We start from the raw sequence: 20385 nt of genomic DNA on the forward strand, positions 1-20385 counted from the left end.
GTCATTCCCGCATAACCACAAATGCTTGTTGAGCGATGCTGGAACCGCGAGTCCCGCTTACAATGCCGCCGCGGAGTATATGGGTCCCGACTTTCGCAGGGACGACGCATGGGGTGAACACCATGGCCAAACGACAGTCCGAATGTTCGCGGCGCACCTTCGTCGCCGCCGTCATCGCAGGAATTCCCGCGGCACTGCTGCCGCGACCTGCCGCGGCCTCCGACAAAATGACGAAACCGCAGGCCGAATATCGGGACACGCCGAACGGCATCTACTCCTGCGGCCTGTGCACGCTGTTCGTTGGGCCCGATGGCTGCAAGGTGGTGGAGGGCGCGATCAGCAAGGATGGCTGGTGCAAGGCCTTTGCCGCGGTGGATTGATCTCACAGCTCCCGTGCATTGGAGAATGCGAACGACGACACCCGCCGCGTGGTCTCGTCCAGGATCAGGGTGCGCGTGATCGGCGGCTCGGCGCGCTGGCTGCAATTCTCGCGCTCGCAGAGCCGGCAGTTGACGCCGATCGGCGTGCCCTCGACTTTCTCCAGGTCCATGCCGGTGGCGTAGACGAGCTTGGCCGCGTGCCGGATCTCGCAGCCGAGCCCGATCGCAAAGCGCGGCTGCGGTTGCGGATAGGGCGCAACCGGCCGCCGCACCGTCTGCGCGATCGAGAAGTAGCGCGTGCCGTCGGGCAGCTCGATCACCTGGCTGAGCAGGCGGTCCGGCATGTCGAAGGTCGAGTGCACGTTCCACAGCGGGCAGGTGCCGCCGAATTTGGAGAACGGGAAGGTGCCGGAAGAAAACCGCTTCGACACGTTGCCGGCATTGTCGACCCGCAGCAGGAAGAAGGGCACGCCGCGCGCGTTCGGCCGCTGTAGCGTGGTGAGGCGGTGGCAGACTTGTTCGAAGCCGGCGTTGAAGCGCTGAGCCAGCACGTGGACGTCATAGCTCAAGGCCTCCGCCGCGGAATGGAACGCCTGATAGGGCATCATCGCGGCCGCCGCGAAATAATTGGCGAGCGTGATGCGGTACAGCCGGCGCGCGGTGTCGTCGAGCGGACCGGCACGGCTGACGATCGCGTCGATCGCGGCGCCGCATTCGACGAAGCCGATCTGCAGCGCGAGCTGGAAGCTGCGGCCGGCGCTGTCGACCAGTTCGGAGATCAGGATCTGCCGGCGATGGCGGTCGAAACGGCGCAGCGTCTCGCGCATCACGTCGACCGGCATGACGCGGGTGACGATCGAATGCTTTTCCCGCAGCCGCGTGGCGAGCGCCGTGAACAGCCCTTCGGTCGGCACGTTGAGCTCGTCTCGCAGGTTTTCCGCCGCGGTCTCGAGCTCCGGAAAATAGTTGCGGTTGGCCTCGATCAGGTCGCGCACCCGCTCGATCGGGTTGGCGTCGAACTGCGAGCCCTCGCGGTCGGCCATCTGCGCCGCCACCAGCGTCTCGCCGCGGCGCGCCTCGGTGTAGGCAGCGTAGAGCCGCTGCAACGCGTGCGTCACGCCGGGGCACAGTTCGGCGAGGTCGCGCAGCTCCTGCTTCGGCAGGTCGATCTGGCGGAACAACGGATCGGAGAAGATCTCGTTGAGTTCGGCGAAGAAGCGGTCCTCGTCGGCGGTGGCGAGGTCGCGCAAATCGAGGTCGTAGGTTTCGGCCAGCCGCAGCAGGATCTGCGCCGTCACCGGGCGCTGGTTGCGCTCGATCAGGTTGATGTAGGAGGGCGAGATGCCGAGCCCTTCGGCGATCTGGGTCTGCGACAGCCCCAATTGCTGGCGGATCCGCCGGAACCGCGGGCCGACGAACAGCTTCTTTCCGGACTCGCCAGGCATGACAGCCTTCCTGACCTATATTGTGACAAAATTTACAAATCGACATTTATTACAAGTTCAGATGTTACATGACATCACTAATAAAAAACAAGCTATCTGTACGAACTTCCCGTTTCGCGTTTATCTCCTGACACGCACTTCGCGATGCTCTGTCAAGAATGTCGGTATGGCGGGCAGGTCGCGGGGATCAGAATTCGGGCGGCTGAGCAAAGGCAGCAGGTTTAGAGGAGACTGACGATGAGCAAGGGCAGCAATTTCTGGGTGATTGGCGGCGAGTTCGGCTCGATGAACTTCCACAAGCTCGTCGAAGGCTCCGCCCAGGTCCGTGGCCCGTTCAAGACCCGCAAGGAAGCCGAAGAGTGCTGGAAGGAAGTCTCGGAAGAGAGCCGCCACAAGGCCGGCGTGCGCTTCTCGATCGTCGAGGAGCCGTCGCGGGTGTCTGCCTGAGCGCCAAAATTATCTAGCTTAAGAAACGTCCAAGGACGGCGGCCCCATCCGGTTCATCCGGGTGGGGCCGACCGCTTTTTGGGACAGTGCCAAGATTTTTCAGCTGGGGATAAGTGGCAGCCTAAGTGCTTGGGAACCAACGTCCTTTGCGGACGTCATGGTTGCTGATAGGTTAATTGGTAAGGCAACCCGTCACCACGAGGCCGTAAGGCATGTCCGATCCGCAGAACACCGGCAGCGAGGCGCGCGAGATGCGGCCGACGCTGCGAGAGGCGCTGCGGCGGGCGCGGATCGAGGCGGCCGATCGCACCGGCGTCGTCGTCGAGTTGCGCGACGCCGAGGTGGCTCGGCTCGAGATCCTCAACGACGCGCTTGATCCGCTGTTCGCGCAAGTGCCGGAGAAGGTCGACCTGTTCGACCGCGGCATCAGCCAGGGCGAGACGCCGCGGCTATGGATCGACGTCGTCGCGCACGTGCTGATGGGCCGCGACAAGCGGATCTATCGCTTCGTGCAGGACACGCGGTTCGGCCGCGTCGTGCTCGCCGAATCGCACGACGTGGCCGTGATCGTCGATGCGGTCACCGACTATGTCGCGCGGCGCCTGATCGAGCGCGAGCATGCGATGGTGGCAACGCCGCTCCCGGTTGCCGAGCCGCCGGCACCGCCGCCCGTGCCGGTGGTGGCGCCGAAGCGGCGCGGCGGGATCGGCATGTTCGTGCTCGGCTTCGTCCTCGGCGCGCTGGCGCTGTTCGGCTTCGCGCTGCTGGCGAGCTTGCAGAACTTCTAGCCGCTGAAAGGCGGGGGGCATCGTGGTCATAACACCCGCGTCGGCATTTTTCGGCGTCCTGGCGGCCGCCGCGGTGGTCGGCAGCGCCGTGCTGTTCGGCAAATGGCAGACGCTGCGGCGCGCCGAATATATCCGCACCTTCAAATGGCCGGCGGGGCTGTTGGCGCGGCTCGAGAAGCATCACCCCGACTTCACCCGCAAGGACAGCGCGCTGGTCTCGCGCGGCCTCCGGCAGTTCTTCCTCGCCCATCTGATGAGCGGCAAGCGCTACGTCTCGATGCCGTCGCAAGCCGCTGACGACCTCTGGCACGAATTCATTCTCTACACCCGCGAATACGATGCGTTCTGCCGCCGCGCCTTCGGCACTTTCCTGCATCACACGCCGGCCGTCGTGCTTGTGAAGGAGCGGCGCCGGAGCAATGAGGGGCTGCGGCGGGTCTGGTGGTACTGCTGCAAGTACGAGAACATCGATCCGGTCAGGCCGACGCGCTTGCCGTTGCTGTTCGCGCTCGACGCCAAGCTCAACATCGCGAACGGCTTCATCTATCACACCGACTGCGAGGCGCTGCGCCGCAGCGGCATCGGCGGCAGCAGTCCCTATTGCGGCGGCGATTTCTCGGACTCGTCGATCGACGGATCATCGGCAGGCTTTGGCGATGCCGGCAGCGACGGAAGCCATGGTGGCGATGGCGGCGGCCACGGCGGCGGTGATGGCGGCGGCGGCGACGGTGGAGGCGGCGGTGACGGCGGAGGCGGCTGCGGCGGTGGTTGCGGCGGCGGCGGGGGCGACTAGAGCGTTTTCGAGCGAAGTGGACACCGGTTCGCGTTGAAGAAAACGCGTCAAGAGCTCTAGGACAATCGTACCTGCTTTAGCTCGCGAATGCCCTCGTGACTGCCGAGGCCGCGCACGGTCTGCTCGCAGCGCCAGCCATTGCCGTCACGCTCGATCGAGAACAGATTGTAGGCCGCCGCGGGATAGTGCTTGCGGGCCAGCGCCGATGCCGACGGCACGCCGATCGCCGGGATCTTCCGCTCGGGGCCGTCGAACCACATCGTCGAATGGACGTGATCGTGCCCATGCAGCACCAACTCGACGCCGTGCCGCTTGAGCAGCGCCAGCAGCCGATGCGAATCGGTCAGGCGTTTGGCGCGCCCGTCGGAGTGCAGCGGGTGATGCACCAGCAGGACGCGGAAGGCATCCTCCCGCGACAGCTGCGCGAGGATCGTATCCAGCGCATTGAGCTGGGCGTGGCCGAGCCAGCCGGTCGCCATCAGCGGCGGCGTCGGGACTGCCGAGGAGACGCCGATCAGCGCCACCGGCCCGCGGCGGCGCACGAACGGAAAGTGCGTCGTCGCGCCATCGGCGTCGCCGCGCAGATAGTCGCCGAAGTGACTGACGAAGCGATGCCGGGTCGCGCGCACATAGGCGTCGTGATTGCCGGGGACCACGGTGACGTCGGCCGCGCCGCCGACGCCCTCCAGCCATTGCCGGGCCGGATTGAACTCGGCATCCAGTGCCAGATTGACGAGATCGCCGGTCACCGCGACGTGGTCCGGCTGCTGTGCCTGCATGTCGGACACCAGCGTGTCGAGCACGTCGCGGCGATGATATTTGTGACGGTTGCGCGTCCAGTTCAAATAGCCGAAGGCGCGCTTGCCGGCGAGATCACGCAGCCGCGCCGCCGGCAGCGGCGGCAGATGCGGATCCGACAGGTGCGCGAGGCGGAATGCCGCCATCAGGCGATTCCCTTCGGATTGTCCGCGAAAAGTGGCCGGCAGCCGGTCATGTCGTGCTATCCCGAACGTCCTGCCCCTGTATTGGCAAGAGCCGCGCAAGCGCGCAAGGATCAAAGCAAGGATCAAACACCATGACGTCGGGGGTTCAGTGACGGTCCTTGAGGATTTACGCAAGCGCTTTGAGCCGCAGATCAGGTGGGTGTTTCATTTCTACTGGCGGCTGGTCCGCAGCATGACGCTTGGGGTCCGTGCCGTCGTGCTCGACGCCGACAACAGGGTGTTCCTGGTCAAGCACAGCTATGTCCATGGCTGGTATCTGCCCGGCGGCGGGGTCGAGGTCGGCGAAAGTTTTATCGAGTCGCTGCGGCGCGAGCTGGAGGAGGAGGGGCGGATCGAGCTTGCCGGCGAGCCGGTGCTGCACGGCATTTTCCACAACAGCCACGTCTCGCCGCGCGATCATGTCGCGGTCTATGTCGTCAGGAACTACCGCCAGGACCGCCTCCCTGAGCCGAATCGCGAGATCGTGGCCTGCGGCTTCTTCGATCCGGCTGATCTGCCCGATGAGACCACCCCCGGGACGCGGCTGCGGATCGCCGAGGTGCTCCAGGGCAAGCCGCCGACGGCGACATGGCGGTGATGTCGCCGAAGGCGACGTGGCGGTGATGGACCGCGCCCGCGCCAGATGCTATCCCGCGCTCCACAATGACCGAACTGTCCCTGACCATCCTGCCCGAGACCACGAAAGACGCCCAGGCGATCGAGCGCCTGCACGAGCGTACCTTCGGGCCCGGCCGCTTCGTGCTCAGCGCCTACCGGCTGCGCGAGCATGTCGATCATCTGCTCGATGTCTCCTTCACGGCGCGGATCGGCACGCTGCTAGTCGGCTCGGTGCGCCAGCTGCCGGTCACGATCGGTGATACGCCGGCCCTGATGCTCGGGCCGTTGACGGTGGAGCCGCCGTTCCGCAGCCGCGGCGTCGGCCGCGCGCTGCTTGAGCGTGCGATCAATGACGCCCGTGTCAAGGGCCATCGGCTCATCGTGCTGGTCGGCGACGAGCCATATTATGCGCGGGTCGGCTTCAAGCCGGTCCCGAAGGGGCGGATGACGATGCCCGGCCCGGTCGACTACAGTCGCCTGCTTGTCATGGAACTGGTCGACGGCGCGTTCGAGGGCGTATCCGGGCCGATCCAGCCGGACTGGAGCAAGGCGATCTGACGTTCCCGCGAGTGTTGCCGGGACGGTTGCGTGCTATCGGAAACTGAAGCACAGTTGAGGCAAGCGCCGGGACAAGACCGGCGCATGTCATATCAACAGGGAGAGTGCGCGCCATGATCAAGGTCAGTGTGATGTATCCGAACAATCCAGGCGCACGCTTTGATCACGACTATTACCGCGACAAGCACATGCCGCTGTTGAAGGCGCGGCTCGGCGACAAGTGCAAATACTACACCATCGACAAGGGCCTTGCCGGCGGCGCGCCCGGTGCACCCGCCACGTATGTCGGGATGTGCCACATCTTCTGCGACTCGGTCGAGGACTTCCAGACCGGCTTCGGGCCGCACGCCCAGGAGATCTTGGGCGACATCCCGAATTACACCGATCTGCAGCCGGTGATTCAGATCAGCGAAGTCGTCGTCGGCCACTGAAGCCTGTATCGGTGAAGCCTGTAGCCGGAGTAGCGAAGCGAAATCCGGGACCGGCCTTACCGCGGGTGCAGTCGCCTGGATTGCGCAGAGCCTATCGGGCGCGCGTTCGCGCGACCCGTTGGCTCCATCCGGGCTACGCGCCGATTAAATCCCTCTGCCGCTGACGGCAGGGGGATTCGCTTGTCTCAGAACTTCAAGTTCGCAAAAGCCCGCACGCCGAGGCCCGGCATCAGCACCTCGTCCTTGGTGTAGGACACCGAGTTGCGGATGTTCTGGTTGAGCAGGTTGTTGCCGACCAAACCCAGCGTCATCTCGCGCGCGCCGATCCAAGATGATGTGAGCTTGGTGTTGTAGGTGATCTCCGCGTTCAGCAGGTTGTAGCCCGCGGTCGGGGTCTCGCCGATCACGGCGATGTCGTTCTGCGCAAAGGCGTGCACCAGGTTGATCCGGGTGAACCAGTTGCTGTCGCGCCAGTAGACGCCGCCACCGAGCCGCACCGGCGGAATCCGTGGCACGTTGCTGCCGTCGGTGAAGGTGGCGCGCACCACGTCGAACTGATTCTCGATGCCCCAGATGCCGCCGTTCAGCGGACCGATGTCGAGCTGGCTCTGGAATTCGGCGCCGCGGAAGGTCGCATCGCGCTGCGAATAGACCGCCTGGCGGCCCTCGTTACCGGGATCGCCATTGCCGCAGGAGTCGAAATCGCTGCCGCACATCACGCCGGTCAGGCGGCGATAGATGAAGTTGCTGAAGCGGGTGTAGTAGGCGGTGGCCTCGAAGCGGAACGGTCCGGTCGCCTTGCGCAGGCCGATCTCGACCGATTTCGCGGTCTCGATGGTCAGGTTCGGATTGCCGATGTCGAAGGTCGCGGTCGCATCATGTGCGCCGCGCGAGAACAGCTCCGCGGGCTTCGGCGCGCGCTCGACATATTGCGCCGTGATGCTGCCGACGAGATCGCCCGGCAGGTTCTGGATTAGCCCGACGCTGCCGCTGACCGGCGTGTAGGACGGATTGCGTGAAACCGAGCTTTGCGGCGCGCCGTCCGGCAGGAAGTCCGCCGGGAAATCCGGCGTCGATCCGTGCAGCTCGACATGCTCGATGCGGCCGGCGATCTGCGCTTTCGTCGAATCCGTGAACTTGAACTCGTTGAACACGTAGCCCGCGACGCGATTGTTGTTGTTCGGGCTCCACAAGCCGTTGAACAGCGTGCCCGGGTTGTCCGGGCTCGGCGCGGTCAGCTCCTGGTGCCCGCCCTGCAGGCCGAATGCCGTGGTCACCGTCGCGAAGCGCGCGTTGAACGGCATCAGCTGCACCTCGACGCGGGCCTCCTGCTCCTTGCTGGTGAAGGTCTGGCGCACGCCGTCGCTGAACAGGTCGGCCGGATCGGCGAGGCCGAGCTCGTTGTGCCGATAGTCGGTGGCGCCGACCCAGAACCGCACGGCGTCGATCGCGGCAGCGTCGGGCCGATACTCGCCCTTGACCGCGATCTTGGTCTGGTGCGCGTCGATCCGGGTCTGGTGATCGGCGCCGTCGATTCCCGGAATGTGATACAGCGAGTCGTTCTGGGTGATCGCCGCGCCGATATAGCCGCCCTGGAAGAAATAGGACGCGCCGACCGATGCGCCGTCGGACTGCGTCGCGGAGTTCGGCTGGCGGCCGTTCACCGGCCTGGTCTGGTCGAACAGATACGGATAGCTCGGGATGCTGTAGTCGCTGGTGGTGCGGCCATAGACGTCGGCATGCACGGCGACATTGTTGCCGCCGGCATCCAGCAGCATGCCGCCCTCGACGCCACGATTGACCGAACTCACCGACGTGCGGGTCTCGACATTGAGGCAACCCGGACTGCCGGCATCGGCGAGCGGCGCCTTCACCGGCAATCCGTAACTCTGGAACGGCGCCGCCGCGCAGGTCGGCATCGCGTCGGGAATGCGGTTGTTGGTGGCGCTGACCACGCCGCCGATCGAGGTCGAGCCGTAGCGCAGCGCGGCAGGTCCCCGCACCACCTCGATCTGGTTGGTCGAGAACGGATCGATCGGAACGAAATGATCCTCGCCGAGATCCGAGACGCCGCCGCCGCCGAGACCATTCTCGACGATGCCGACGCGGTTGACGTCGAGGCCGCGGATGATCGGTCGGCTCGATGCGCCGGGCGCGAAGCTCGAACCAGTGATGCCGGGCTTGGAGAACAGGAGATCGCCGAGCGTGGCGCCGCCGGAGCGCCGCAGTTCCTCGTTTGGAATCACGGTGACGGTGGCGAACTGGTCGGTGACGACGGGCAGCACGCCCTGCTGTGGTGCCGGCACCGGTGCCGCTTGCGCCGGTTGTACGGCTGCGGCGCGTTCGCGGTTGCGGCTTGGCGCAGCCCGGACGGCGTGAACCGGCGTACGCGTCGGCACAGTCCGGTGCCGCTGGATCGGGCTTGGCGCCGTCACCGTGATGTCAGGGAGTTGCGTTGGCGTGTCTTCGGCCAGTGCGCCGCTATGCATCGCCCCGAGCAGCAGCCAGCTCGCGCCTCCGATATGGAGTGCTCGTTTCTTCTGAAATGTCATTGTCCTGGTCCAGGTGCCGTCGAAATGACGGATCGATTCCGATTTGCCCTGCTGGAGCAGGCCGCAACTATGACGCGGCCGTCCGCTCAAGGCGTGCAGCAATCAGTCGATGTCAGGACAGAGGAGGTGCGCGGGAGTGGAACGCCGCAGGCGCCGACTTCAGATGGATGAATTCGGCATTTGTAGTGCGGAACAGAAGCTCGACGGCTTCCGGCAGCAACAGCACCGGCGGCGCCGTGAACAGCACGCTGCTCGCAATCGAGATGACGGCGCAGATCGCGCAATTGTCAGCCGGATGCCGGTCATTGTCATGCCTGGCGGGCGGCTCGGTCGCGGTCACCTGGACCGCGAGATCCGGTGTCGCCGAGGTCCCGATATAGGCGAGATCGAGCAGCGACAGGCCGGTCTGGACCGCGGGTGCCGCTTGCGCGGCGGCAACGGGGTGGAAATGGCCGAACGACAGCACGAACTGGACGGCAAGCGCGAACAGCGCCAGCCGCGAACCAGTCTTGATGTGTCTCCGGAACCACTTCATGCCGATTGAGCCCCACCCATCGGGACGGCATTCATTCCCCAGCCGTCCGATGTTACATTATAACATCGGAGGGGGGCCGCGATGTCAACGGTGGTTCAGGCACACAGTGTCGATCCGTTGCCGGTGTGTGATTGAAGCAACGGGCCGATCGGACGTTGAGCGGGTTCAGCGTCCCTCACGTAGCCAGGTTGCCGCGAACGCGCCGAGCAGCAGCAGCAGGCCGACCAGGCCGGCGAACATCGGCAGCACGCCGACGCCCTTGACCACGCTGGCGTCGCGCATCTTGACGCCGAGCCAGTTGTCGCCGCGGAAGATCGAGGACGCGCGCACCGGCACGATGCGCGGCATGTCGAGGCTCGATCCGTCAACGACGCGCCGCGCGTCGCCGCCGGTCGCCTGCGCCAGCGGCTTCAGCATGTCGGTGGTCGAAGTGACCTCGGAGAATTCCTTCGGGTTGGTCGGGCCGACATTGATCAGCGCCTTCAGCGTGCCGTCGGTGGCCTGCCACAGGCCGAGCTCGTTCGCGGGCAATGTCGCGCGCCACTCGCCGGGATCGCCGGCGGTCAAGGTCAGTTCATGCGCGGCGCCGCTCGGCGATGTCACCGTGACCGGCGCGACGGTGTCGGCCATGGTCTGCCGCACCACCATGAGGTCCTTGCCCTGCACCTGCATGCGCAGCGCCTCTTCGTCGAGGTCGGGCTGCTTCATCAGCCAGTGCGACACCCGCCGCAACAGATCGAGATGCGGGCCGCCGCCTTCATAGCCGCGCGCCCACAGCCAGATCTGGTCGGAGAGCAACAGCGCGACGCGGCCTTCGCCGAAGCGCGACAGCAGCAGCAGCGGCTTGCCGTCGGCGCCGGTCATGACCGGCGGGTTGATCGCGTTGCGGGTGTCGACGGTGCGGAAGAACCGGCTCCAATGCGGCGGCTCGGCATTCGAGCCTTCCAGCCCGCGGGTCACCGGATGGCGTTTCCCGGCATCGCTGAGATGCGCGTAGAATGGCTTCTCGGTGACGCCGACCGGTTCGGCCGGCAGCACCGAATCCAGCGGCGTGCGCCAGATGCTGGTGGTCGAGGCGTAATCGGGGCCGGCCGAGACCAGCACTGCGCCGCCGGAGCGGACATAGCGCGCGATGTTGTCGAAATAGGCGATCGGCAGCACGCCCTGGCGGGCGTAGCGATCGAAGATGATCAGCTGGAATTCGTTGATCTTCTGCTGGAACAGCTCGCGGGTCGGAAACGCGATCAGCGACAGCTCGTTGATCGGCGTGCCGTCCTGCTTCTCCGGCGGACGGAGAATCGTGAAGTGGACGAGATCGACGCTGGGGTCGGACTTCAACAGATTGCGCCAGGTCCGCTCGCCGGCATGCGGCTCGCCGGAAACCAGCAGCACGCGCAGCTTGTCGCGCACGCCGTCGATCGCGACCACGGCGCGGTTGTTGACCGGGGTCAGCTCGTTCTCGAGCGGCGAGGCCTCGATCTCGACGATGTTCGGGCCGGCATGCTTGATGTCGATATCGACACTCGAGGTCTGGCCTGATGTCATCGTGCGCTCGTTGATCACCTCGCCGTCGCGGCGGATCGTGACCTTGGCGCGCTCGCCGCTGACGCCCTGGTCGTCGAGCCGGAAGGTGATGGTCTGGGTCTGGCCGACGATGCCGAAGCGCGGCGCGGCCGTGATCGCGATGCGGCGATCGCGCTCATCCTTGCGGCCGGTGATCAGAGCGTGCACCGGTGCCTGGAAGCCGAGCGCCTGCGTGTTGGCGGGAATGTCGTGGACGCGGCCGTCGGTGATCATGAACGCGCCGGCGACGCGCTCGACCGGAACATCCGACAATGCCGAGGTAAGCGCGCCGAACAGCTTGGTGCCGTCGGTTTCGCCGTCGGCCTGGCCGGCCTCGACGACGCGGACCTCGAGGCCCTTGATCTGCTTCAGGCTGTCGACCAGCGCCTGCCTTGCCTTGTCGGTCTCCTGGTTGCGCGTGCCGAAATTCTGGCTCGGGCTCTTGTCGACCACCACGGCGGCGACCGAGGTCAACGGCTCGCGGTCCTCGCGGGTGAAGGAAGGATTGGCCAGCGCGAGCAGGATCAGCGCCAGCGCGGCGACACGCACCGCGGCGCCGCGAGCGCGCGACAGCAACAGCAGTGCCGCGATGACCACGATCGCACCGAGCGCGATCCACAGCACAATCGAGGGAACCAGCGGTGTGAACGCGATACCGTAGTTCATATTATTGTCCCAGCCGCTCGATCAGGGCAGGCGCGTGCACCTGATCGGCCTTGTAGTTGCCGGTCAGCGTGTACATCACGATGTTGACGCCGGCGCGGAAGGCGAATTCGCGCTGGCGCGGCTCGCCCGGCGTCAGCGGCAGCATCGGCTGCCCATCGGGACGGATTGCCCAGGCGCCGGCAAGGTCGTTCGAGGTGATGATGATCGGCGAGACACCGTCGCCGCCGCGGGCCGGACGCTGCGCGCTCTCCTCGTCGTCCTCGCGCGGCAGCGCCTCGACCCAGGTCTGGCCCGAATTGAAGCGGCCGGGGAAGTCGCGCAGCAGGTAGAACGTCTTGGTCAGCACGTGCTCGCGGGGCACCGGCTCGAGCTCGGGCACGTCGAGGGTCGACAGCAATTCGCGCAGCGTCTGCATGCCGGGCGTCTGCGAGGCGCCATTGTCGCCCGGCGGCGCCTCGACGGCGTCGCGGGTGTCGAAGATCACGGTGCCGCCCTGCTTCATGTAGGCGTCGATCTTGTTGATGGCGTCCTGTGGCGGCTTCGGCGCGCCGGGCACGATCGGCCAGTAGATCAGCGGGAAGAACGCCAGCTCGTCGCGCGCGGGATCGATGCCGACGGGATCGCCGGCTTCCAGCGCGGTGCGCTGGCCGAGGAACAGCGTCAGTCCGGACATCCCGGCCTTGACGATGGAATCGACGTCGGCATTGCCGGTCACGACATAGCCGAGCCGCGTCTGCGACACCGCCTTGATGGCGAAGTCGTCGCTGCTGCTGTTCTGCGCGCGGCTCGGCGAGGGCACCATCGCCGTCGCAAGGATGAAGGCCAAGACAAGCACCGCAGGCGCGGCGCGCCGCCGGATCAGCGCGGCGAGGCCGCCGCCGAGCATCGCCACCACGATCGCATCGAGCAGGAACAGCGCCAGCGCCGTCGAGAGCATGATGCCGCGCAGGTCACGCGGCTCGGTGTTGGTGTAGGTCGCATGCTTGGCGCGCAGGCCGGAGGTGTCGAGCGGCGCGATGCGATCGGCGGAGGCCAGCGTGTTGACCGCGATCGGGCTCTCGGCGGTGCCGTAGAAGCCGGGCGGATGGTCCGCGGTGCCGCGGTCGCGATAGTCCGCCGACATCGGCTTGGCGGTCGAGGGCGGCGGGCCGAACGCGCCGAAGCCGTCGAGCGTGCGCAGCGGCGCCACCGTCTCGGCGGTGGGATCGCTGGCGACGCCCGGGCCGGGCTTCGAGGTGTAGCCGGACATGTCGATCAGGCGGCGCAGCATCTCGACGAAGGTGCCGGACATCGGCAGGTCAGACCAGCGCATGTCGGCGCCGACATGGAACAGGCTGACCACGCCTTTGCCGCGATGCTCGCCGGTGACCAGCGGCGTGCCGTCCTCGAGCGAGGCCCAGCTCTTGGTCGCGAGCACGGCGTCGGGCTCGGCCAGCACCTGGCGACTCACGGTGATGTCCTTCGGCACTGTGAGGCCCGTGAACGGGCCGTCGGCGGCGAACGAGGCCATGTGTTGCGGCTTCTCCCAGGTCAGGCTGCCGCCGAGCGTGCGTCCGCCGCGGCGCAGCTTGACGGGGACGAGGTCGTCATCGGCCTGGGCGAGGCGGGGGCCGGCAAAGCGCACCAGCACGCCGCCTTGCTCGATCCAGGCGTTGAGCCGGTCGCGGATCTCCGGCGACAGCGTGCCGACATCCGCCATCACGATCATCGGCAGCCGCTGATCGAGGAATTGCCCGATCACCTGTTGCGGCGCGCCGCGGTCGCCGAGCCTGACATCGGCGAACGGCGACAGCGCGCGGGACAGATAGAAGGTCGATGCCAGCAGCGGCTGCGCGGTGTCGTTGCTCGCGCCCGAGACCACGCCGATGGCGCGGCGGCGCCAGCGCCGGTCGAGCAGTTGCACGGCGCCGGCGGAATGCTCGCCGGCAATTTCCAGCCGTGAGATGTCGTTGCGCAGTTCGACCGGAAGATCGAAGGCGGCTTCGGTCTCGCGGTCCTGCGGGCCGAATGTGTAGCGGGCCTCGCCGATCGGCGAGCCCTTGGCATCGACCGCGCGCACCGTTCCGGCCGCGATGCCGCTCTCGGTGCGCAGCACCTTCACGGTCATCTTGGCGGCGGCGTTCTCGGCCGCGACCAGCGCCTGCGCTGATTGCGCGCCGCCGGCATAGATCGTCAGATTGCGGCTCTCGATCACCCTGCCGAGACCTTCGGTGAACTCGCTGCCGCGTCCGGTGTCGACGCCGTCGGACAGCCAGGCGATGTCGCAGTCGCAGGTGGATTTGAGGAAACGTCCAAGCGTCGCCAGGGTTTCAACGCGATCGATCGAGTAGGGCTTCGGCGCAAGCTGGCGCAACGCGACGCGCGCGGCGCCGGCCGGCATCAGCGTGATGTCGCGCGCAGGCTCGGACAGCGGCACCAGCGCGACGCCGCGGCGGTCGCTGTCGGCATTGGTGATCAGTTCGTCCGCGGCCCTGATCCGCGCGTCCCAGCTCGAGGCGGCGCTCCAGCCGTCGTCGAGCAGGATCATCAGCGGCTGCTTGCCGGCGGCAACGCCGGTCTGCGGATTCCAGATCGGCCCCGCAGCGGCGAAGATGACCAGCGCGGCGGCGGCGAGCCGCAGCAGCGTCAGCCACCACGGCGTGCGCGACGGCGTCTCCTCCTTGGGCGCGATGTCGAACAGCAGGCGCGTCGGCGGGAATTCGACCCGGCGCGGCCGCGGCGGCATCACGCGCAAGAGCCACCACAGCACCGGCAGGCTGACCAGCCCCAGCAGCAGCAGCGGTTCGGCGAAGGAGAGCGGAAGGCCTGCGATCATGCGCTGCGTCCCGCCTTGACGGTTGAGCGGCCGCCGCCCTTGCTCACCATCATGCCGGCGTGCAGGAACAGCAGCAGCTCGGCCGCGGAGCGGCTGGTGGTGTGGGTCGAGAACAGCCAGTCGAGCCGGTTGGTCTCGGCACGGATCTGGTCGCGATGCAGCGCGACGCGGGCGACATAGTCGTTTGCCCAGCTCTCGGCGCGGCCCGCGGTGATGGCGCTGCCGGCCTCCGGCTCGACGAATTCGACGCGGCCCGAATAAGGGAAGGTCTCTTCAGCGGGATCGACGACCTGGATCATGGTGCCGTGCGCGCCGGAGGACGAAAGCCCGCCCAGCATCGCCGTGATCTCCGCGATCGGCGACCAGAAATCCGACAGCACGACGATCTCGGCCAGCGACGACGGCACGAAGGACGGCGGCAGGCTCGCCCGCGTCTTCTCGTCGTGCAACATCGCTTCCGCCATCTTGTCGATCACGTTGAGGCTTGCGGTCGGGTTCATCAGGCCAGGAATGCCGACGCGTTCGCCGCCCGTAACGAGCAACTCGGCAAGCGCGAAGGCGACGATCAGCCCGCGCTCCAGCTTGGAGTCGCGCGCCTCGCGCGAGGCAAACGCCATCGAGGGCGAGCGGTCGGGCCAGATCCAGACGGTGTGCGCGGCCTCCCACTCCTGCTCGCGGACATAGAGATGGTCGTCGCGCGCCGAGCGGCGCCAGTCGACGCGCTGCGACGGCTCGCCGGAGACGAAGCGGCGGTACTGCCAGAAATTCTCGCCCGAGCCGGCGCGGCGGCGGCCGTGCAGGCCGTGGATGACGTTGGCGGCGACACGGCGAGCCTCAAGCACCAGACGCGGCAGCGATGCGGCGAGCGTTCGGCTTTCGCCATCGGCACGTCGAACCGCAAGGATCTCCTCGTTCTGGTGCCTGTTGTCTGCTGCCATCAACCGATCCGCGTCTTCAGCTGCTTGATCACGTCAGGAATGGTGCGGCCCTCGGCGCGGGCCGAGAAGGTCAGCGCCATGCGATGCTTGAGCACGGGCTCGGCAAGGTCGAGCACATCGTCGATCGACGGCGCGAGCCTGCCGTCGAGCAGCGCGCGGGCGCGCACCGCGAGCATCAGGGCCTGGCTGGCGCGGGGACCGGGTCCCCAGGCGATCAGCTTGCCGGCCTCGCCGCCCTCGGTGCCGGGGCGCGCGGCGCGCACCAGCGTCAGGATCGCCTCGACCACGGAATCGCCGACCGGCAGGCGCCGCACCAGGCGCTGCGCCGTGAGCAGCGTCTCCGCGTCCATCGACGGCTTGGCCGATGCCTCTTCGGCGCCGGTGGTCTCGAACAGGATGCGCCGCTCGGCGTCGCGATCGGGATAGTCGACGTCGATTTCCATCAGGAAGCGGTCGAGCTGCGCCTCGGGCAGCGGATAGGTGCCTTCCTGCTCGAGCGGGTTCTGCGTCGCGAGCACGTGGAACGGCTTCGGCAGATCGTGCCGCGCACCGGCAATGGTGATGTGCTGCTCCTGCATGGCTTGCAGCAGCGCAGATTGAGTGCGCGGGCTGGCGCGGTTGATCTCGTCGGCCATCAAGAGCTGCGCGAACACCGGACCCGAGATGAAGCGGAACGAGCGTTTGCCGGCCGAGCTCTCGTCGAGCACTTCGGCGCCGAGAATGTCCGACGGCATTAGGTCGGGCGTGAACTGGATGCGCTTGGCGTCGAGCCCGAGCGTGACGCCGAGCGTCTCGACCAGCTTGGTCTTGGCGAGGCCGGGCACGCCGATCAGCAGCGCATGGCCGCCGGACAGGATCGTCACCAGGGTGTTTTCGATCACCTGGTCCTGGCCGAAAATGACCGTGGACACCGCTTCCTTGGCGGCCTTGATCTGGCCCGCGACCTGTTCGGCCGAACGGACGATCACATCCTCCAGTTTCTCGACGCTGTCTGCACCGGCCATTCGATCCGCTCCTTCTTGACGATGCGTGCGATTCCCGCGTCGTCACCACATGGCTCGCATGCTAAACCTGTGCGAAGGCCATGTATTCGTTGAATTAAACTATCCCCACCTTATCGGTATTTCAGGGTATGAACGGCATCACGATGTGGCGAGAATGTCATCCCGACCACATCTCACGATATGTGCACCAAACGTGCCAGATTGAAGGTAGGAAACTTTAAGGCAAACAATGGCGAAGCAAGGGCAGAGCGATTCCGGCAGTGAAACTACGGGCCCTGGAACGAGGGGCCTCGGAGGCAAGGGCCTCGAAGGACTGACCACTGCCGCCAATCAAGCCGCGACATCGGGTCCAGCCGGACGCAAGGGCCTGCCGCCGGTTCATCTATGGAATCCGCCGTTCTGCGGTGATCTCGACATGCGAATCGCGCCCGACGGCACCTGGTTCTACATGGGAACGCCGATCGGCCGTCCCGCGCTGGTGCGGCTGTTCTCCACGATCCTGAAGCGCGAGGACGGCAAGCACTTTCTCGTGACACCGGTGGAGAAGGTCGGCATCCGCGTCGATGACGCGCCGTTCCTCGCCGTGGAAATGCAGACGGACGAAGACGCGCGCGGCCGGTTGCTCAGGTTCCGCACCAATGTCGACGACTGGGTCGATTGCGAGAAGGGCCACGGCCTCAGATTCGAGGCCGCCGAGGATGGCGGCTTGACGCCCTATCTGCATGTCCGCGCCGACCTGTGGGCGAAGGTCACTCGCGCGCTCTACTACGATCTGGTTGACATGGGCGAGGAGCGGATGGTCGATGGTCAGGAGATGTTCGGCATCGAGTCCGGCGGCGAGTTCTTCGCGATGGCCGATGCCAGCCAGGTGAGGGGCGCACTTTGAACGAGCCGTTGCTGAAGGTGAAGCCGGCGACGATCAGCTCGACGGAATTCTTCGCGCGAGCCGGCACGCGGCTCAATTTCGAAGTGCCGCCGGGCCTGGTCGATCCGCATATCATTCCGCGCACCGGAGATTCCGGCAACGATCGCATGCTCGAGATCGTTGCCCAGGAGCAGCCGGTGCGGCCGGCCGCGGTGCTGATCCCGGTGGTCGATCATCCCGAGCCGACCGTGCTGTTGACACAGCGCTCGCCCAATCTGTCGAGCCATGCCGGCCAGATCTCGTTTCCCGGCGGCAAGATCGACGCCACCGACGCCTCGCCGCTCGACGCGGCGCTGCGCGAAGCCTGTGAAGAAGTCGGGCTGAAGCGGGAATTCATCGACCCTGTCGGCTATCTCGACCTTTATGGCACTGCGTTCGGCTTCCGCATCCTGCCGACGGTCGCCAAGGTGAAGCCGGGATTCACCTTGGAGATCAACGAGGCCGAGGTCGTCGATGCGTTCGAGGTGCCGCTCGCCTTCCTGATGAACCCCGAGAATCATCAGATCCACACCAAGGAATTCCGCGGCATGGACCGGTCCTACTACGCGATGCCGTTCGCCGAGCGCTACATCTGGGGCGCGACCGCGGGAATCCTGCGGGTGCTGTATGAGCGGATCTATCTGTCATGATCCGCACGGTGTTGACCGAGATCGGAATCTTTCTGATCCCCTTCGCGGTCTATGCCATCTTCCTTATCGCGACGCGGTCCGGCGTGACGCTGCCGGCATCATGGCCGCTCGACATGATCGCGAAGCTGACGCTGGCGGCGCTGGTGATGGTGATCGTGAGCTTCGTGCTGCTCGCCGAATTGACCGGCGCGCCGCCGAACTCGACCTACGTTCCCGCCCATATCGAGAACGGCAGGCTGGTGCCGGGAGCTGAGAAATGAGCGAGGAGCGCCTGTTGTCCGACGCGCCGTGGCTCGCTTCGGGGCCTGCGGCGCGCGTGCTCGGCCTGCTCAATGCGGACGGCGAGGAAGCGCGGGTGATCGGCGGCGCCGTGCGCAACGCCTTGATGCGGATTCCGCTCGCCGACATCGACATCGCGACCACGGCATTGCCGGAGGAGGTGATCCGCCGCGCCAAGCGGGCGGCGATCAAGAGCGTGCCGACCGGCATCGAGCACGGCACGGTGACCCTGGTGGTCGACGGCCAGCCGTTCGAGGTGACGACGCTGCGCGAGGACACCGAGACCTACGGCCGCAAGGCCAAGGTGGCGTTCGGGCGCGACTGGGTTCGCGACGCCGAGCGGCGCGACTTCACCATCAACGGCCTGTCGGTCGACGCTTCCGGTGTCGTGCATGATCACGTCGGCGGCCTCGCCGACATCGCGGCGCGGCGCGTGCGCTTCATCGGCGATCCCGCGCAGCGGATCGCCGAGGATTACTTGCGCATCCTGCGCTTCTTCCGCTTCCATGCCGCCTATGGCGCGGGCGAGGTGGATCGCGCCGGCTATCTCGCCTGCATCAGCGGGCGCGCCGGACTTGCCGGTCTGTCGGCCGAGCGCATCCGCATGGAGATGCTCAAGCTCGTGGTCGCGAACGGCGCCGCCGGCGCGGTGGTCGCGATGGGCGATGGCGGATTGCTGCAGCCGCTGTTTGGCGGCGTCGCCTATACCGGGCCGTTCGCAGCGATGATCGAGATCGAGCAGCTAATGGCGCTCGCGCCGAGCGCAACGCGCCGGCTCGCCGCGCTGACGGTTGCCGTGACCGAGGACGCGCGGCGCATCGCGAGCCGGCTGCGGCTCTCCAACGCCGAGGCCAAGGCGCTCGATTCGATGGGCCATCGCTGGTGGCGATTGCCGGGCATGGACGAGGCGCATGCCAAGCGCCGGCTGTACCGGCTCGACGAGGAGCCCTACCGCGACCGCTTGCTGCTTGCCTGGGCGCGGACCGGCGCGGGCCGCGATGTCGAGCAGTGGCGCGCGCTCGCCACGCTGCCACAACGCTGGCGCGCGCCTCACTTTCCCTTGAGGGCGTCGGATTTCATCGCGCGCGGGATTGCCGAGGGACCGGCATTGGGGCATGTACTGACCTTGGCCGAGGATGCTTGGCTAGCCGCGGATTTTCCGCTCGATCCGCAGGTGTTGTCTGGCATCGCCGACCAGACCGTCTCCCGTTTCACCCGCGACCATCGGCTTTGAATTTCCTTTCCGGCTTCGCAGACATCTCGCTCCTGCAAATTCTGCTCGTCGCAGCCGTTGCGCTGTTTGCTTCCGTGATCGGAGGCCTCGCCGGCTACGGCACTGGCGCCTTGATGCCGCTGGTGCTGGTGCCGATGGTCGGCGCCGAGCCGGTCGTGCCGATCATCGCGATCTCGTCGATCTTCACCAACTCCAGCCGCTTCGTCGCCTTCGTCAGATTCGCCGATCGCCGCAAGGCGATCATCGTGATCGCGGCGGCGCTGCTCTCCACGGCGCTCGGCGCTTACGGCTACACGCGGCTGACCAGCGCCGGCGCCTCGCTGGTGATCGGAAGCATGCTGATCCTGAGCGTCCCGCTCAGGCGGCTACTGCGCAAGCACAGCGTCAGGATCGGCGAGCGGGGGCTTGCGGCCGGCGCTGTCGGCTATGGCGTCGTGGTCGGCGGCACCGCGGGCTCTGGCGTCATCCTGCTCTCGCTGTTGATGGCGGCGGGCCTCGAAGGCGCGGCCGTGGTCGCGACCGATGCGGTGATCTCGCTGACGAGCGCCGCGGTGAAGATTTCGGTGTTCGGCCTGACCGGCGTCATCACCGCGCAGGTGCTGGCCTTTGCGCTGCTGATCGGCCTGGTCGCCATACCCGGCGCGTTCCTCGCCAAGGCCTTTGTCGAACGGATGCCGGTGCATATCCACACCGCGATCCTCGATGCCGCCGTGATCACCGGCGGTGCGGTGATGATCTCGAGCGCGCTGCGCGCATTTTGACCGGAAGCGGAAGCGATGCGCCGGCGGCTTGCCGGGCAGCA

General features: G+C 66.6%; 20 protein-coding genes. 12 read left to right on the plus strand and 8 right to left on the minus strand.

Annotated elements, in window-relative coordinates:
- Positions 1-122: 122 nt before the first annotated feature.
- Positions 123-380 (plus strand): hypothetical protein, encoded by a 258-nt coding sequence (locus XH92_RS10100; RefSeq protein WP_194459083.1) that lies wholly within the window; start codon positions 123-125, stop codon positions 378-380.
- Between the two features lie 2 nt (positions 381-382).
- Here the strand turns inward: XH92_RS10100 and XH92_RS10105 are convergent, their stop codons facing one another.
- Positions 383-1825 (minus strand): short-chain fatty acyl-CoA regulator family protein, encoded by a 1443-nt coding sequence (locus tag XH92_RS10105; RefSeq protein WP_194459084.1) that lies wholly within the window; start codon positions 1823-1825, stop codon positions 383-385.
- Between the two features lie 237 nt (positions 1826-2062).
- Between XH92_RS10105 and XH92_RS10110 the strand changes: the two genes are divergently transcribed.
- From XH92_RS10110 to XH92_RS10120, 3 genes are all read left to right on the plus strand, one after another.
- Positions 2063-2272 (plus strand): hypothetical protein, encoded by a 210-nt coding sequence (locus XH92_RS10110; RefSeq protein ID WP_016839740.1) that lies wholly within the window; start codon positions 2063-2065, stop codon positions 2270-2272.
- 212 nt (positions 2273-2484) lie between these two features.
- Positions 2485-3060 (plus strand): hypothetical protein, encoded by a 576-nt coding sequence (locus XH92_RS10115; RefSeq protein ID WP_194459085.1) that lies wholly within the window; start codon positions 2485-2487, stop codon positions 3058-3060.
- 22 nt (positions 3061-3082) lie between these two features.
- Positions 3083-3853, plus strand: a complete 771-nt coding sequence (locus tag XH92_RS10120) for a hypothetical protein (protein ID WP_194459086.1) — start codon at positions 3083-3085, stop codon at positions 3851-3853.
- A gap of 56 nt (positions 3854-3909) precedes the next feature.
- Here the strand turns inward: XH92_RS10120 and XH92_RS10125 are convergent, their stop codons facing one another.
- Complete coding sequence (locus tag XH92_RS10125) at positions 3910-4797, minus strand: metallophosphoesterase (protein WP_194459087.1); 888 nt, start codon at positions 4795-4797, stop codon at positions 3910-3912.
- Between the two features lie 148 nt (positions 4798-4945).
- Here XH92_RS10125 and XH92_RS10130 point away from each other — a divergent pair, with 148 nt between their 5' ends.
- From XH92_RS10130 to XH92_RS10140, 3 genes are all read left to right on the plus strand, one after another.
- Entirely contained in the window at positions 4946-5434 is a 489-nt protein-coding gene (locus XH92_RS10130; RefSeq protein WP_194459088.1) for an NUDIX domain-containing protein, read from the plus strand.
- A 65-nt stretch (positions 5435-5499) separates the two neighbouring features.
- A complete protein-coding gene (locus XH92_RS10135) occupies positions 5500-6012 on the plus strand; it encodes a GNAT family N-acetyltransferase (protein WP_194459089.1) in 513 nt (170 codons plus the stop codon).
- Positions 6013-6125: 113 nt separating this feature from the next.
- Positions 6126-6443, plus strand: coding sequence for an EthD family reductase (locus XH92_RS10140; RefSeq protein WP_194459090.1), 318 nt, complete (start codon positions 6126-6128; stop codon positions 6441-6443).
- 185 nt (positions 6444-6628) lie between these two features.
- Here the strand turns inward: XH92_RS10140 and XH92_RS10145 are convergent, their stop codons facing one another.
- The 6 genes from XH92_RS10145 to XH92_RS10170 all read right to left on the minus strand — a co-directional run bounded on the left by XH92_RS10145 (position 6629) and on the right by XH92_RS10170 (position 16516).
- Positions 6629-8995: a TonB-dependent receptor gene (locus tag XH92_RS10145; RefSeq protein WP_194459091.1), complete on the minus strand. Its 2367-nt coding sequence runs from the start codon at positions 8993-8995 to the stop codon at positions 6629-6631.
- Positions 8996-9107: 112 nt separating this feature from the next.
- Positions 9108-9530 (minus strand): DUF2946 family protein, encoded by a 423-nt coding sequence (locus tag XH92_RS10150; RefSeq protein WP_194459092.1) that lies wholly within the window; start codon positions 9528-9530, stop codon positions 9108-9110.
- A gap of 165 nt (positions 9531-9695) precedes the next feature.
- Positions 9696-11759 (minus strand): hypothetical protein, encoded by a 2064-nt coding sequence (locus XH92_RS10155; protein ID WP_194459093.1) that lies wholly within the window; start codon positions 11757-11759, stop codon positions 9696-9698.
- A gap of 1 nt (position 11760) precedes the next feature.
- Positions 11761-14571, minus strand: coding sequence for a DUF4159 domain-containing protein (locus tag XH92_RS10160; RefSeq protein ID WP_194461200.1), 2811 nt, complete (start codon positions 14569-14571; stop codon positions 11761-11763).
- Positions 14571-15512, minus strand: a complete 942-nt coding sequence (locus XH92_RS10165; protein WP_194459094.1) for a DUF58 domain-containing protein — start codon at positions 15510-15512, stop codon at positions 14571-14573. Before XH92_RS10165 ends, XH92_RS10160 begins: the two co-directional genes overlap by 1 nt.
- On the minus strand, positions 15512-16516 hold the full coding sequence (locus XH92_RS10170; RefSeq protein WP_194459095.1) for a MoxR family ATPase: 1005 nt from the start codon (positions 16514-16516) through the stop codon (positions 15512-15514). The genes XH92_RS10165 and XH92_RS10170 overlap by 1 nt, the downstream gene beginning before the upstream one ends.
- A gap of 229 nt (positions 16517-16745) precedes the next feature.
- Here XH92_RS10170 and XH92_RS10175 point away from each other — a divergent pair, with 229 nt between their 5' ends.
- The 5 genes from XH92_RS10175 to XH92_RS10195 are packed head-to-tail and all read left to right on the plus strand — an operon-like array spanning position 16746 to position 20344.
- Positions 16746-17402: a DUF1285 domain-containing protein gene (locus tag XH92_RS10175; RefSeq protein WP_246788360.1), complete on the plus strand. Its 657-nt coding sequence runs from the start codon at positions 16746-16748 to the stop codon at positions 17400-17402.
- Between the two features lie 32 nt (positions 17403-17434).
- The gene (locus XH92_RS10180; RefSeq protein ID WP_371818072.1) at positions 17435-18070 is read left to right on the plus strand and encodes a CoA pyrophosphatase; all 636 of its coding nucleotides are present in this window, start codon (positions 17435-17437) and stop codon (positions 18068-18070) included.
- Positions 18067-18330 (plus strand): DUF6111 family protein, encoded by a 264-nt coding sequence (locus XH92_RS10185; RefSeq protein WP_050403977.1) that lies wholly within the window; start codon positions 18067-18069, stop codon positions 18328-18330. The genes XH92_RS10180 and XH92_RS10185 overlap by 4 nt, the downstream gene beginning before the upstream one ends.
- A complete protein-coding gene (locus XH92_RS10190; protein ID WP_194459097.1) occupies positions 18327-19583 on the plus strand; it encodes a CCA tRNA nucleotidyltransferase in 1257 nt (418 codons plus the stop codon). Before XH92_RS10185 ends, XH92_RS10190 begins: the two co-directional genes overlap by 4 nt.
- Positions 19580-20344, plus strand: a complete 765-nt coding sequence (locus XH92_RS10195; RefSeq protein ID WP_194459098.1) for a TSUP family transporter — start codon at positions 19580-19582, stop codon at positions 20342-20344. Before XH92_RS10190 ends, XH92_RS10195 begins: the two co-directional genes overlap by 4 nt.
- Positions 20345-20385 lie beyond the last annotated feature (41 nt).

Origin of the sequence: Bradyrhizobium sp. CCBAU 53421 (assembly GCF_015291625.1) — a bacterium.
Classification (GTDB): Bacteria; Pseudomonadota; Alphaproteobacteria; order Rhizobiales; family Xanthobacteraceae; genus Bradyrhizobium.